Below are 14578 nucleotides of genomic sequence, written 5' to 3'. Positions count from 1 at the left end.
CACCTCATTCAGGGGTGGCCGACGCCACGCTTTGCTGCGGAGTTTACAGCCGCCTCTGCCGCTGTGAAGCCCGAAAACCGTGAAAGTCATTTGAAAGGTTAGCGAAAGGTTGGCCCGTTAGAGTCAATGCACGGACAGTCCAGACTGCCGTCGCTGATGCCACACAGCGTTACGAAAAACGCCACGAAGCGTTTTCGACCAATAAGAACAATAAACGGAGTACCCCCGCATGCCGTCCTTGCAGACCAAGGCTCTCACGCCTGTTCGTCCTTCCCGTTTCAGCCATACCGCCCTTGCCAGTGCCGCCGCCCTCGCCGGTTTTTCGCCGCTGAGCCACGCCGACTTCATCGAAGACAGCAGCGCCACCTTCGAAACCCGCAACATGTATTTCAACCGCGACTTTCGCTCTGGCACCAGCGCCCAGCAATCCAAACGCGATGAATGGGCTCAGGGTTTCATGCTCAATCTGCAATCGGGTTACACCGACGGCACCGTGGGGTTCGGTGTCGATGCGCTGGGCATGCTCGGGGTCAAACTCGATTCGAGTCCGGATCGCACCGGCAGCGGCCTGCTGCCGACCCACGACGATGGGCGCGCCGCGAACGAATACTCGAAAGTCGGCCTGACCGGCAAAGTAAAGATCTCCGCCACGGAACTGAAAATCGGCAGCCTGATTCCCGAACTGCCAATCCTCAAGGCGAACGACGGGCGCATCCTGCCGCAGACCTTTGAAGGCGGCTTGCTGACGTCCAAAGAGTTCAAGAACCTGACCTTCACCGGTGGCCGTCTGGAGAAGGCCAAGGATCGCGACAGCACCGATTTCGAGGACATCGCCCTCAACAACAAGAACGGCCGCTTCGCTGGCGCCGTCGCCGGTAAGCACTTCGATTTTGGCGGCGTGGACTACAAGTTCACCGACAAGATCACTGGCAGTTACCACTTCGCCCAACTCGACGAAGTCTACAACCAGCACTTTTTCGGCCTCGTCGCCTCACGACCGATGGGCCCGGGGACTTTTGCGACCGACCTGCGTTTTGCCCTCAGTGATGACCAAGGCGCAGCCCGTGGCGGCGAGATCGACAACCGCTCGCTCAACGGTCTGGTCAGCTATGCCTTGAGCGACCACAAGTTCACCGCCGGTTATCAGCACATGTCCGGCGACAGTGCATTCCCCTATGTCGATGGCAGTGACCCGTACCTGGTCAACTTCGTGCAGATCAACGATTTCGCCGGCGCCGAAGAGCGCTCCTGGCAAGCACGTTACGACTATGACTTCGGCAAACTCGGCATCCCTGGCCTGAGCTTCATGACCCGCTACTTGAGCGGCGACAACATCAAACTCAAGAACGGTGATGAAGGCAAAGAGTGGGAGCGCAACACCGAAATCAAATATGTGGTGCAAAGCGGCGCCCTGAAAGACGTTGCCGTGCGCCTGCGTAATGCAACCTACCGTTCCAACTATTCTGCTCGCGATGCGGACGAAGTGCGTCTGCTGGTGAGCTATAGCGTTGCTCTTTGGTAACCGCCCTTGGGTAAGCAACACCTCGAATAACAACAATGTCCGTGGAGACTGAAATGAACTTATCACTGCGTAAAGTGGCTCTCGCCGCCAGTTGCATCCTGTTTGCCGGCCAGCTCTTGGCCGAACCGAAACGTCCGGAATGTATCGCCCCGGCTTCGCCTGGCGGTGGTTTCGACCTGACCTGCAAACTGGCGCAAAGTGCGCTGGTCAACGAGAAGCTGCTGAGCAAACCGATGCGCGTGACCTACATGCCCGGCGGTGTCGGCGCGGTCGCCTACAACGCGGTGGTCGCTCAACGTCCCGCCGACGCCGGCACCCTGGTGGCGTGGTCGAGCGGTTCGCTGCTGAACCTGGCTCAGGGCAAGTTCGGTCGTTTCGATGAAAGCAACGTGCGCTGGCTGGCAGCCGTCGGTACAAGCTACGGCGCCATCGCCGTGAAAAGCGATTCGCCCTACAAGACTCTCGACGATCTCGTTCAGGCGCTGAAGAAAGATCCGAGCAAAGTGGTCATCGGTTCCGGTGGCACCGTCGGCAGCCAGGACTGGATGCAAACAGCGCTGATCGCCAAGGCTGCCGGGATCAACCCGCGTGACCTGCGTTACGTCGCCCTCGAAGGCGGCGGCGAAATCGCCACGGCCCTGCTTGGCGGGCACATTCAGGTCGGCAGCACCGACATCTCCGACTCCATGCCGCACATCCAGAGCGGTGACATGCGTCTGCTGGCGGTGTTTGCCGACAAGCGTCTGGATCAGCCGGAAATGAAAGACATCCCGACGGCCAAAGAGCAAGGCTATGACATCGTCTGGCCGGTGGTACGCGGTTTCTACCTCGGGCCAAAAGTCAGCGATGAAGACTACGCCTGGTGGAAAGCGGCGTTCGACAAACTGCTGGCCTCCGAAGACTTCGCCAAGCTGCGCGATCAGCGTGAACTGTTCCCGTTCGCCATGACCGGTCCGGAACTGGACACCTACGTGAAGAAGCAGGTCGCGGACTACAAAGTGCTGGCCAAAGAGTTCGGCCTGATTCAGTGATCGTCTCTGTCTAGCGGCTGTGGCCCCGTTCGCCCGGGGCTGCAGCACAGGAGTTCCCCATGCTTATTCAACGCATTTTCGCCTCGGTGCTGTTGCTGGCCTGCGTCGGCCTGGCACTGATGGCCTGGCCGTATCAGGCAGCCTTTTCCTACGAACCGGTTGGCCCTCGCGCCTTTCCTCTGTTGATGCTCGGTCTGATGGGCCTGGCCTTGCTGTACATGGTGTTTCGTCCCGCACCGATCAAAAGCAAAGATGACGAGCCGCCGCTGGATCGTGAAACCCTGACCAAGATCGGTATTTGCGTGATTCTGCTGCTGGTGTTCGCCGGCACCTTCGAACCCCTTGGTTTCATCATCGCCAGCATCCTGACGGGCATACCGATGGCGCGTCTGTACGGCGGCCGCTGGTTGCCAAGCATCGTGATCATCAGCCTGATGGCCGTCGGTCTTTACCTGCTGTTCGACCGTGTGATGGACGTTCCGCTGCCCCTCGGCCTGCTCGACGTTCTGGAGAACTGATATGGATACTCTTGGCTATTTGGGTCAGGGCTTTGGCGTCGCGCTGACCCCCTACAACCTGGTCACCGCGCTCTGCGGCACCTTGATCGGTACTGTCGTCGGCCTGCTGCCGGGTCTGGGCCCGATCAACGGCGTGGCCCTGCTGATCCCGATCGCATTCGCCCTCGGCCTGCCGCCGGAATCGGCGTTGATTCTGCTGGCGGCGGTTTATCTGGGCTGCGAATACGGCGGGCGAATCAGTTCGATCCTGCTGAACATTCCTGGCGAAGCCTCCACCGTAATGACCACCCTCGACGGCTACCCGATGGCCCGCAAGGGTCTGGCTGGCGTGGCGTTGTCGCTGTCGGCGTGGAGTTCGTTCATCGGCGCGCTCATCGCCACTTGCGGCATGGTGCTGTTCGCCCCGCTGCTGGCGAAATGGGCGATTGCCTTTGGTCCCGCGGAATACTTCGTGTTGATGGTCTTCGCGATTGTCTGTCTCGGCGGCATGGCCGGTGATCGACCGCTGAAAACCTTTATTGCGGCGCTGATCGGTCTGTTCCTGTCGACCGTCGGCATCGACGCCAACAGCGGCGTGTATCGCTTCACCGGTGACAACATTCACCTGACTGACGGCATTCAGTTCGTCGTGCTGGTGCTGGGCCTGTTCTCCATCAGCGAAATCCTCCTGCTGCTGGAAAAAACCCACCACGGCCAGGAAGCGGTAAAAGCCACCGGGCGCATGATGTTCAACTTCAAGGAAGCGGCGTCGGTGTTCACGGTGAACCTGCGTTGCGGCGTGCTGGGTTTCATCATGGGCGTGTTGCCGGGGGCCGGTGCGACGCTTGCCAGCGCCGTGGCCTACATGACCGAGAAGCGTCTTGCCGGCGCCACAGGCAAATTTGGTGAGGGCGATGCCCGTGGCCTCGCAGCCCCGGAAACCGCCATCGGTGGCGCGGCTTGCGGTGCCTTGGTGCCGATGCTGACCCTTGGTGTTCCAGGTTCAGGTACCACCGCGGTGATGATCGGTGCGCTATCGCTGTACAACATCACGCCGGGCCCACTGCTATTCCAGCAACAACCGGACATCGTCTGGGGTCTGATCGCCTCGTTGTTCATCGCCAACGTCATGCTGGTGGTTCTCAACATCCCGATGATCCGCGTGTTCACCCGCATCCTCGCCGTGCCGAACTGGGCACTGGTGCCGGTCATCGCCATCATCACCGGGATCGGCGTTTACGCGGTGCATGCCACCACGTTCGATCTGTTCCTGATGATCGGCATTGGTATCTTCGGTTACATCCTGCGCAAGCTGGACTTCCCGTTGTCGCCGCTGCTGCTGGGCTTCATCCTCGGCGAACTGATGGAGCAGAACCTGCGCCGCGCCCTGTCGATCTCCAACGGTGCACTGGAAATCCTCTGGTCGAGCCCGATCACCCTCGGTTGCTGGGTGTTGACGGGGATCATGCTCTTGATGCCGATCATCCGTATCTGGCGCAAACGTTCCGCTGCCCGTCGCGCCATTGCCGGTGTCTGATCGGTCGCTCAAGACCGTGTGGGGAACGCCGCTGGTCGGTCTGCTTGGCGGTTATATCGCCAGCCAGATCGGCTGGCCACTGCCGTGGATGGTCGGCTCGTTGTTGGCGATCATCCTCGTGCGCTGCCTCACTCCTTGGCAATTGAGCGAAATCCCTGGCGGGCGTAAATGCGGCCAGTGGATTGTGGGAATCGGCATCGGCCTGCACTTCACCCCGGTGGTGATGGAACAGGTGCTGAGTCATTTCGGTTTGATCTTCTTCGGGGCGCTGGTCACCAGTGTGTCGGCGGTGGTCGGTGTGTGGTTGATGCGCCGTACCGGCGAAGATCGAGCTACCGCGTTTTTTTCCAGCATGCCCGGCGGCTCGGGTGAGATGGTCAACCTCGGCGCGCGCAACGGCGCGATGCTCAGCCATGTCGCGGCGGGGCAGAGTTTGCGGGTGTTGGTGGTGGTGTTGTGTGTGCCGGCGGCGTTCAAGTATTTGCTCGGCGATGGCACGCCTGTTTCTCACGCAGGCAGCGTCGACTGGCGCTGGCTGGCGCTTCTGTTTCCGGCGGGTGCCCTGCTCGCCTGGGTCTGGGAGCGACTGCGTCAACCCAATCCCTGGCTGTTCGGGCCATTGCTGGTGAGCGCGTCGATCAGCATTGGCTGGGACTTGCACATCGGTCTGCCCGATGGCGGCAGTCAGATTGGCCAGTGGCTGATCGGCAGCGGTTTGGGCTGCCACTTCAACCGGCAATTCTTCCGGCGGGCGCCATCGTTCATGGGCCGCACGTTGATCGGCACGGTGTTGACCATGTTGATCGCCACATTGGCGGCGCTGGGCTTGAGCACACTGACCCATCTGGATCTACGCTCGCTGACCCTGGGCATGATGCCTGGCGGTATCGCTGAAATGAGTCTGACGGCGCAGACCCTGCAACTGTCGGTGCCGCTGGTGACGGCGATGCAGGTGATGCGGTTGTTGTTTGTGCTGTTTCTGGCTGAGCCGTTGTTCAAATACTGGAATCGCAATTCCGAATAATTCAGAAAGACCGGGTTGCCTTCTTCGCGAGCCTGTTCGCGAAGAAGGCAACCCGGTCACCCCATCAAACCGGCGGCAACCGCCACTCAATCGGCGTCTCGCCGTTCTGCTCCAGAAACTTGTTGGTGCGACTGAAGTGCCCGCAACCCAAAAAGCCACGATACGCCGACAACGGTGACGGATGCACTGACGTCAGCACCAGATGCTTGGTCGCATCAATCAGCTTTTGCTTGCTCTGCGCATGGGCGCCCCACAGCATGAACACCAGGTGCGGCTGCTGCTCGCTGACCAGCTCAATGATTCGATCAGTGAAAAACTGCCAGCCCTTGTCCTTGTGCGCGTTGGCGGTGGCACGCTCCACCGTCATGGTGGTGTTAAGCATCAACACGCCTTGATCGGCCCAGCTCTGCAAATAGCCATGGTTGGGGATGTCGATGTTCAGGTCGCGCTTCAACTCTTTATAGATGTTGACCAGCGACGGCGGTGCCGGCACACCCGGTTGCACCGAGAAGCACAGGCCATGGGCCTGGCCCGGGCCGTGATACGGGTCCTGGCCGAGGATCACCACTTTGACTTTATCCAGCGGCGTCGAATTCAGCGCGTTGAAAATCAGCGGCCCCGGCGGATAGATTTCCTTGCCGGCCGCCCGCTCCTGCTGCAGGAAGTTACGCAACTCTGCCATGTAAGGCTGGTCGAATTCGGCACGCAGTGCCTCCTTCCAGCTCGGTTCGAGTTTGATACGGTCGTCAGCAGTCATGGTCATACCCGGCAAAAACAATGGGGCGAACCCTAGGAAAGCCGACCACGCTTGTCAATTGATCTGACGCAGATCCGGCACTTTCCCACACAGCGATCATACTGAACGCTCAAATTCCCGATCGAGGTCACGATGAATCTGCACTTCGAAGAACTCACCGGCACCGACGGCGCCCGCATCGGTATCGCCAGCCTGGATGCTGAAAAATCGCTGAACGCGTTGTCCCTGCCAATGATCAACGCCTTGAGCGACAAACTGAACGTTTGGGCCAAGGATCCGCAAATCGTCTGCGTACTGCTGCGCGGCAACGGCGCCAAGGCCTTCTGCGCCGGCGGCGAAGTGCGCAGCCTGGTGGAAGCCTGTCGCGCCCATCCCGGCGAAGTGCCGCCACTGGCCGCGCAGTTCTTCAGCGCGGAATATCGCCTGGATTACAGCCTGCACACTTATCCAAAACCGCTGATCTGCTGGGGCCACGGCTACGTGCTGGGCGGCGGCATGGGCTTGTTGCAAGGCGCCAGCACGCGGATCGTCACCCCGAGCAGCCGCTTGGCGATGCCGGAAATCACCATTGGTCTGTATCCGGATGTGGGTGCCAGTTGGTTTCTCTCAAGGCTGCCGGGCAAGCTCGGCTTGTTTCTCGGCCTGACCGGCGCGCACCTGAACGGGCGCGATGCGATTGATCTGGGCTTGGCCGACCGTTTTATGCTCGACGAACAACAACCGGAACTGATCGAAGGCCTGCTGCAATTGAACTGGCAGGAACAGACCGACATGCAACTCAACAGCCTGCTCAAAGCGTTGCAGCAGGAAGCCGTTGGCCAATTGCCAGAGGCGCAGTGGTTGCCGCGTCGTCAGCAAATCGACGATCTACTCGACGTCAGCGACGTCACCTGTGCGTGGAAAGCCATCAGCCTGCAACGTGACAGCAGCGACCCGTTACTCGCCCGCGCTGCCAAGACCCTGAGCGAAGGCTCGCCGGTGACCGCTCATCTGGTCTGGGAACAGATCATCCGCGCCCGTTATATGTCACTCGCCGAAGTCTTTCAGATGGAATACACCCTGAGTCTCAATTGCTGCCGGCATCCTGAGTTCAGCGAAGGGGTTCGCGCACGGTTGATCGACAAGGATCAGAAGCCGCACTGGCATTGGCCGGACGTCAATCACGTGCCGGATGCAGTGGTCGAGGCGCACTTTCACAAGGTTTGGGAGGGACGACATCCGTTGGCGGATCTGACGCAGTATTGAAGTACTGATTGCCCGCGATGGTCACCTTTGTCTTCGATCGCGGGCACCCTCAAACTGACGTTATTACAGTTAATTCAGTTCGTAGAACTTGATTATCTCGGCCAACGCGAGTTGCGACTCTTCATTTTCTTTTACAAGAATATCCTCCACATCACGCAGTGGCGGAAGAGGATGCAGTCGTTCGGCAATTTGCGCTGCGGGGTAGTCTTTAACCATTTCTCCTTCGCCGCTAACCCTTATGAACCCAATCGCGCTTTCGCCTCCAGAAAAATGATTAGCCACTCGAACCTTGGGGCCTGGACGAGCCCCATGAAAGACAGGACACCGTTTCCCCCTTACGATAAGGGATAGGCAAACGGTTATGTTTATGACTAATAGCAACGACAAGAGTGGGGAGCTTTTGGGTCAGGAGCGGCGGCGCCGCTGGAGCCCAGAGCAAAAGCTGGCCATGGTTCGCGAGAGCCTTGAGCCAGGACAAAGTGTGTCGGTGGTCGCTCGACGCAACGGCATCAATGCCAACCAGTTATTCCTGTGGCGCAAGCTGTATCAGGACGGCAGCCTGTCGGCGGTCAGTGCAGGCGAAGCCGTGGTGCCGGCCTCCGAGCTGAGCGATGCGCTCAAGCAGATCCGTGAACTGCAACGGATGCTGGGCAAGAAAACGATGGAAGCCGAAATCCTCAAAGAGGCCGTGGAGATCGCCCGGTCGCGAAAATGGATTGCGCACTCACCCTTGTTGCCGGGGGACGACCAGTGAAGCTGGTCAGTAAATGTCTCGGTGTAGCGCGCTCGCAATTAACGGTTCGAATCAAGCAATCAGTATCGCCCAAAGCGCGGCGAAGCCGGCCTGTGAACGATGTAGAGCTGGTCGCTGAAATTCAGCAAGAGGTCAGCGAACTGCCCAGCTATGGATACCGTCGCGTCTGGGGACTGCTGCGTCGAGCACGTGAAAAGCGCTCGCTGCCAGCGATCAACGTGAAACGGGTTTACCGGGTGATGCGTGACCACAACCTTTTGCTTGAACGCCGGATCAAACAACCCGGCGTGCCGCGTCGGCACGAAGGCCGTATTGCGGTGCAAACCAGCGATACGCGTTGGTGCTCGGACGGCTTTGAGTTCCGCTGCGAGGACGGCGCCAAACTGAGCGTGACCTTCGCCCTCGATTGCTGTGATCGCGAAATTATCGGCTGGGTCGCCAGCCCGACCGGGTACAGCGGCGATGATATCCGCGACTTGATGCTGGAAAGCGTGGAGAAGCGTTTTGGTGATCAACTGCCCGCCACGCCGGTGCAATGGCTAAGTGACAACGGATCGGCGTACACCGCCGGACAGACACGCTTGTTTGCTCTACAGATCGGCTTACAGCCGGTGACCACCCCGGTACGCAGCCCGCAGAGCAACGGCATGGCCGAGAGCTTCGTGAAGACGATTAAGCGAGATTACGTGGCGCACATGCCCAAGCCGGATCGAGAAACGGCGTTGCGTAACTTGGCAATTGCCTTCGAGCACTACAACGAGCAACATCCACACAGCGCCTTGAACTATCGCTCACCGAGGGAGTTCAGGCGCTTAGCGGCAGCATCAATTTAACGGGGAGTTGGTGTCCGGTTTGGTAGGGGCAAGTCCAGGGCCCATGCCATAGCAGACCACTATGACAAGATCTTCCTGATCGCGATGAAACCTTAATTGTTCAATAGGTATACCCACACCCGAAAAATCGATTCCATCGATCCCACCCCCGGTGTTATTAATCAAGTCTCTTCCAAGACCATCGTATTTGTAGAGATCGTTGCCAGCACCACCAGACAACGTGTCATTACCGGGGCCGCCTAGCAGTACATCATCGTCGACACTCCCCATCAGCGCATCATGTCCCTGCATACCTCTGATTTCACCTGCGCCGCTTAGAGTGTCATTACCGTGACTTCCCACCAGTGGGAGCGCTTGGCCATTTCTCATAGATTTGGCACTGGCCGCATTATCGACCAAGAGACCATTGTAATAAGTATTCGGGGCAGGACCCAGCTGACTGGAGCCAAACAGTTCTTTGAGAGTAAGGCTTGAGCCATCTGCAAATTTAATAATCTCAATGCCGGAACCCTCGATATCTCCGGCATTGGGTAGAACAATGCGAACTTTCTGCGACCCACCCCATTTAATATCGAGTGTCGAATAGAGCATTTGCGCGCGCGGCGGATGGCGATAGGCATTACGACGCGGATCAGGTGCCAACTCAACATTCACTGTTTCAATGAGTGTTGCGCCCCAACTGAGCTGCAAATTCTCCTGCATCGCGTCTTCTGGAAGCACGACAGTATCTTGATCGACTAATCCATACTCGTCCTTCCATCCGGCAACACCTACTTCAGGTCGGATAAAAACCGGATTCAGCACATCCGCGATAATGGTCGTTGCGCCAGCATGCGCCTGCACGATGTAAGTATCGGCACCGTTTTCACCGTACAGGTAGTCATCCCCAGCGCCGCTCACTAAATAATCAGCGCCTTCAGAACCGAGGAGGGTATCGTTGCCTGCACCGGCGGACAGAAAGGCACCCGGTATCCTTTCATTAATATAGCCGTAATCAAGTAGAACACCAGAATAGGCGACGATCAGGTCATCGCCTGCACCCCCCAGGAAAAGATTGCCGACTTCGACATTAACTCGCCCACCGACATCGTCGCCGTGGACAACTTTATGTTTGATCGTTTCAGTTGTGACATCCCGCCGAAATTCCTTGCGGACAGTTTCGCCCGCCGTGAAACTTTCAGCAGGATAGATGTACCACCCTTCGATAGCACCTGAATCTGTTCTATCTGCAATAATTACGTCGCCGACTTTGAATGAAAAACCGCTGGCAGTGCCAGATCGAAAATAACGTGGCTCCAGCAATAACGGCGACGTAATGCCCTCTTTCTTTACCTCTCGAAAACTGGATCGGGATGTAGAGCTTGACTGTCTTTCGCTAAATACCGCATCGCCAGTGGCAGACCCCATCCATTGAGGCGTTTCAGACAATGCCCCCGTTTCGATGCTTTCATCGATCACATCAGTGTGGGTGATATAACCCGTATCGTTGGTGGTTATATGGTTACGAACCCAGACACCTGGTTTGCTCAAGGTAAATCCTGTTGCATGCCTGCTAGCGGAGCGCTTTGCTTTGAGCTCCGCCAGGAACCTGTCTGTCCAGCCAACATTATGATCAATGGCATTACTTCGTTCCTCGCCAGGAACAACGATCCCTGATTGGTCCGGAACAGCAACCTGTACTTCGTTTGCAATAATGTCTATATCTTCTTCTTTGGCCAGCACTCCATCCCCTGCTGGCGGCTCGATGATCTCTACAGCTGGCAGCGTTTTTTTCATGACCTCTTGATAGCCGAGAATGACACCATCGCTAAACGTGAACGTTGAATTCTTCCATTCTTCATAATTCCTGATAAGGATGGCGTCCCCCTCACCATTGAACAGCCGCAATACCCGGCCTACGGAAACATCAATAATGTCGGCTTTCAAACTTTCCGCAGAGAACCCGGCACCGAACTTGATGACATTGCTGCCACCTGAATCGGTGATAACGTCAAGACCATCACCCACCCCGAAATAGTAAACATCAGCGCCGTCATGGCCCTCCATCACGTCGTTACCGGGCCCGCCATCAAAAACGTTATTGCCGGAATCCCCACGAAGGTGGTCTACACCCTCCCCGCCCAACAACGTGTCGTTGCCACCACCGCCGAGCAAGGTATCGTTGCCTGAACCACCGTCCAGATAATCTGCGCCATGCTCGGCTTCGGCTGTCTGCGCGTAGTCGCCGGATAAAATGTCATCATCAGCGCCGCCATAAAGCGTGTCGGCGCCCAAGCCGCCCAGAAGGGTATCGTTTCCTTCATCGCCTTGAAGGTAATCATTGTTGATTCCACCTGACTGCAGGTTGGACACATCGCCATCCAGCGCGTCAGCTCCTGCCCCACCGATCAGGGTATCGGCCCCCCCCATTCCCTGAAGTGTGTCATCGCCCGCTCCACCATCAAGTAAATCATTGCCGTGGTACCGAATTGGATGCTCAGCATAATCCCCGGCCAGCGCGTCGTTACCCTCACCTCCGAACAGCAGATCATCCGCCCCACCGCCCCAGAGTGTGTCGTCTCCTGCACCACCGTCCAGCAGGTCGCTTCCAAAAAAGTGGGCAGCGTCACCGGCAACGCCGTTCAGTACATCATCATCGCCCTTGAGAGTGTCATAGCCTGGACCACCATAAATCGCATCGTTTCCACCGTTACCAGCGAGCCAATCATCGCCACTTCCACCGTCCAATACATCGTTACCATGGTGTTTGCTTTGCAGTCCCCCGCCCCAATCGAGGTTGTCTCCCATTATCGTGTCGTTACCGCTTCCTCCGGCCAGCGTGTCATCCCCCCCATCCCCTGCAAGAAGATCATCTTCTGTTCCACCATCAAGCAGATCCTCGCCCCATCCGCCATTGAGAACATCGCGACCGCCCTGGCCGTAGAGAACATCGTTATCGCCCTGCGTCGAACTGTTAAAGGAGGCCTGTGAAAAGACAGTTCGGTGACTGGTGACACCACCGTCTATAAGCACTTCGACGCGTTTGAATCCCCATTTCTGCTCCAGCGCGCCGGTCGTTTCATCCCCTGATAAAACGTCATCTCCCGCACCTCCAATCAGCGTATCCCGATCGTTACCGCCCAGAAGCACGTCCTGGGATGCCGTACCGATGAGCAAATCGTGGCCGGCGCCTCCGTCAAGCCAATCGCCTCGAGCGGCTTTCCCTTTAGAGTCACCAGCGGCCATGGCTTTTTCGAGCGTCGTCTGTTTATCCCCAAACAACTGATCGTTTCCGTCCTTGCCGAATAATCGGTCTGATCCACCAAGTCCGAGAATGACGTCGTCTTTTGCAGAGCCGTAGAGCACATCGGCCTTGTTTCTCTGTTTTACGTTGGCCAATAGCAACGCGTTGCCCAGCTCATCGTATGAGAACTGATCACCGGGAACATTGGGGTCGATATCTTTCGCTTTCCAGTCGCCCTGGAGAACCAGATCGGGAGCAGAGACCGTATGGTCTTGGTGTTCAGGAAGTCGGATACCAAGCATCCCGGGGCGGAAGTTCTTGATAACGACGAGGTCGTTCAGGCCATATTTGATGTTGAGGGTGGGTTCAGTGAGTTCTTCGATGAGGGTCAGGGTGATGGCCTGATCCTCGGTCGACCAGATATTGCTCAAAGGGGCGCGACGTTTGAGTGAAGGAATCGGCGCGCCGTTGATCCACAGCTGCCCATTGGCGTTGGCGTCGAAGATCTCATCGATGCCATCACCGCTGGAAAACTCATAGCGGTCGCTGCCTTCGCCACCGCTCAAAGAGTCGTTACCCTTTCCTCCGACCAGAACATCATCACCGGCCATTCCGTGCAACGCATCATTGCCGTCGCCTCCACCAAGCAAGTCGTTGCCGCGTCCACCCTCGATGACATCGTGACCTGCCAGTCCGTTGATCGTGTCATTGCCCGCGCCGCCATACAGATGGTCAGTGTTCGCACCGCCCGCGAAAGACCGTGCACCGTCATCGCCGAACATGACCAGCGGATTCAACACACCGGTGGTCATCGGCGCCTGTTTGGCTGAGGCGAGATCGGAGTAGGAAAACTTCTGCAGCGAGTGCTCTCCAAACGAGCCCTGGGTTCGGGCAATCAACCGGGCCAACATCTGCGCACGATCGGCAAGCCATTGCGCGGTGATGAAACCTTCGCCGGTCAGCGGATCGTAGAGTGCCAGTCCGCGTCCGGGGTAACCGTCATCGCGTTCGATGACGATTTCACTGAGTTGCTTCAGGGAATTACGCAACGCCAGGCCGATGGGTGTCGACTCGCCAGCCAGTTTTGCCCATGAATTGGCGTTTCCGTATTCGCCTATCGAACGGGTGACGATGCTTTGGGACTGCTCTGGTGAAAATGCCGAGAAGAATGCGTAAGCGTTGGTGGCGAAGGTTTCATCGGTGGTAGGTGGCGCTGCTGAATCGCCGTTGTAGGTGCGCTTGAACATGTCCAGAAATTCGTTCTGGCCATAGCGCAATATCAGGTCGACCACGACGGAAACCGGCGTGCCTTTCACGACATGCTGAATCAGCGGATTGAGGCTGCCACTGGCGAGCGCGATATTGATTTGCTCTGGCACGACGGAAAGCAGACTTTGCAATGGATTGACGCCGAAATTGCTGATCGCCGCTCGCAGGCCGACACTGTAGGAATCGATGGCGAACAGAATATTTTTATAGTCATCGAGCCTGTTGGCTTTTGCTTGAATCGGCGGGCCGCCATCTTCCCCTTGCGAATCACCCGCAGAGATCAATCTCCAGGTTTCATAGGGCGGCGCTCCACCCAACAGGCTGAATCCGACTGTCCCTGACCAGCCGGCGTTATGGCTCACGGCTGTATCCTTCTCTCCGCAAGCCTCACTAAACAGTGCCTTGCCGATCGCACTGGCATCAATCTCTGCAATCTGGCTGATGGATGGAACCGTCCAGGGTGCCAGCCGACCCGCGAGGGATCCGTCGATCAAAGTATTGATGAAATTGGCGGCGACCTGATTCGATGACAGTTGCATCAGGTTTTCACTGAAGATTTTATTCAATCTCAGTTCACCTTGCCGCGAGGTGTAGCCGCGAATCAGGGCGGAGTAGGCACCGTTTCCACCGTTGGCATCAATGGCCACGGCAAGCCAGAGCCTGGCGCTTTTCAGAATTTTTCCCGCTTCTTGATCGACAGCGGTAGCCTCAGAAACTCTTCCGCCAATAATATCGAATAGTTTTTGATACAGGGGAGCGCAGCTAGCCCCTGTTAATTCCAGCGCAAGATATTCGACATCTTCAGAATCGAACATCAGTCCCTTGCAAATATTTGCTGCATTTAAGATTTCTGTTTTTTCCAGATCATTAAAAACATAACTCATCG

The 14578-nt window shown here is 57.4% G+C and carries 10 protein-coding genes; 7 read left to right on the top strand and 3 right to left on the bottom strand.

The window, feature by feature from the left end; genetic code table 11:
• The first annotated feature begins 229 nt into the window (after window positions 1-229).
• From AACY02_RS03330 to AACY02_RS03310, 5 genes are read left to right on the top strand one after another with little or no spacing between them, the layout of a single operon-like run.
• Complete coding sequence (locus tag AACY02_RS03330) at window positions 230-1522, top strand: OprD family porin (protein WP_339430740.1); 1293 nt, start codon at window positions 230-232, stop codon at window positions 1520-1522.
• Between the two features lie 53 nt (window positions 1523-1575).
• Window positions 1576-2553, top strand: coding sequence for a Bug family tripartite tricarboxylate transporter substrate binding protein (locus AACY02_RS03325; RefSeq protein ID WP_339430739.1), 978 nt, complete (start codon window positions 1576-1578; stop codon window positions 2551-2553).
• A 59-nt stretch (window positions 2554-2612) separates the two neighbouring features.
• Window positions 2613-3071 carry a tripartite tricarboxylate transporter TctB family protein gene (locus AACY02_RS03320; RefSeq protein WP_339430738.1) on the top strand — a complete coding sequence of 153 codons (459 nt, stop codon included), beginning with the start codon at window positions 2613-2615 and terminating at the stop codon, window positions 3069-3071.
• 1 nt (window position 3072) lies between these two features.
• The gene (locus AACY02_RS03315) at window positions 3073-4587 is read left to right on the top strand and encodes a tripartite tricarboxylate transporter permease (protein ID WP_339430737.1); all 1515 of its coding nucleotides are present in this window, start codon (window positions 3073-3075) and stop codon (window positions 4585-4587) included.
• On the top strand, window positions 4580-5611 hold the full coding sequence (locus tag AACY02_RS03310) for an AbrB family transcriptional regulator (protein ID WP_339430736.1): 1032 nt from the start codon (window positions 4580-4582) through the stop codon (window positions 5609-5611). The genes AACY02_RS03315 and AACY02_RS03310 overlap by 8 nt, the downstream gene beginning before the upstream one ends.
• Before the next feature lie 64 nt (window positions 5612-5675).
• Here the strand turns inward: AACY02_RS03310 and ung are convergent, their stop codons facing one another.
• Window positions 5676-6368: a uracil-DNA glycosylase gene (gene ung / locus AACY02_RS03305; RefSeq protein ID WP_221731340.1), complete on the bottom strand. Its 693-nt coding sequence runs from the start codon at window positions 6366-6368 to the stop codon at window positions 5676-5678.
• A 132-nt stretch (window positions 6369-6500) separates the two neighbouring features.
• On the opposite strand from ung, the gene AACY02_RS03300 reads away from it, so the two are divergent.
• Window positions 6501-7613, top strand: coding sequence for an enoyl-CoA hydratase/isomerase family protein (locus AACY02_RS03300; RefSeq protein ID WP_339430735.1), 1113 nt, complete (start codon window positions 6501-6503; stop codon window positions 7611-7613).
• Between the two features lie 69 nt (window positions 7614-7682).
• On the opposite strand, the gene AACY02_RS03295 is transcribed toward AACY02_RS03300, so the two are convergent.
• Entirely contained in the window at window positions 7683-7895 is a 213-nt protein-coding gene (locus AACY02_RS03295) for a hypothetical protein (protein ID WP_339430734.1), read from the bottom strand.
• Between the two features lie 85 nt (window positions 7896-7980).
• On the opposite strand from AACY02_RS03295, the gene AACY02_RS03290 reads away from it, so the two are divergent.
• Window positions 7981-9200, top strand: a protein-coding gene (locus tag AACY02_RS03290; RefSeq protein ID WP_401139995.1) for an IS3 family transposase whose coding sequence is annotated in 2 segments (ribosomal slippage) — window positions 7981-8326 and window positions 8326-9200 — 1221 coding nt in all. Because the reading frame shifts where the segments join, the coding sequence is not laid out codon by codon here.
• Here the strand turns inward: AACY02_RS03290 and AACY02_RS03285 are convergent.
• Complete coding sequence (locus tag AACY02_RS03285) at window positions 9192-14576, bottom strand: calcium-binding protein (RefSeq protein ID WP_339430732.1); 5385 nt, start codon at window positions 14574-14576, stop codon at window positions 9192-9194. The two genes, AACY02_RS03290 and AACY02_RS03285, sit on opposite strands and share 9 nt — an antisense overlap.
• Window positions 14577-14578 lie beyond the last annotated feature (2 nt).

Source organism: Pseudomonas sp. EA_65y_Pfl2_P78, from assembly GCF_963970495.1.
GTDB lineage: Bacteria > Pseudomonadota > Gammaproteobacteria > Pseudomonadales > Pseudomonadaceae > Aquipseudomonas > Aquipseudomonas baetica_A.
The sequence above is the reverse complement of the archived record's forward strand: the minus strand, read 5'-3'. Positions and strand labels throughout refer to the sequence as shown.

Excerpts from the sequence above, each read along its gene's own strand:
- ung (WP_221731340.1), bottom strand. The coding sequence starts at position 6,368 with ATGACTGCTGACGACCGTATCAAACTCGAACCGAGCTGGAAGGAGGCA.
- AACY02_RS03285 (WP_339430732.1), bottom strand. The coding sequence starts at position 14,576 with ATGAGTTATGTTTTTAATGATCTGGAAAAAACAGAAATCTTAAATGCA.
- AACY02_RS03325 (WP_339430739.1), top strand. The coding sequence starts at position 1,576 with ATGAACTTATCACTGCGTAAAGTGGCTCTCGCCGCCAGTTGCATCCTG.
- AACY02_RS03300 (WP_339430735.1), top strand. The coding sequence starts at position 6,501 with ATGAATCTGCACTTCGAAGAACTCACCGGCACCGACGGCGCCCGCATC.
- AACY02_RS03320 (WP_339430738.1), top strand. The coding sequence starts at position 2,613 with ATGCTTATTCAACGCATTTTCGCCTCGGTGCTGTTGCTGGCCTGCGTC.
- AACY02_RS03315 (WP_339430737.1), top strand. The coding sequence starts at position 3,073 with ATGGATACTCTTGGCTATTTGGGTCAGGGCTTTGGCGTCGCGCTGACC.
- AACY02_RS03330 (WP_339430740.1), top strand. The coding sequence starts at position 230 with ATGCCGTCCTTGCAGACCAAGGCTCTCACGCCTGTTCGTCCTTCCCGT.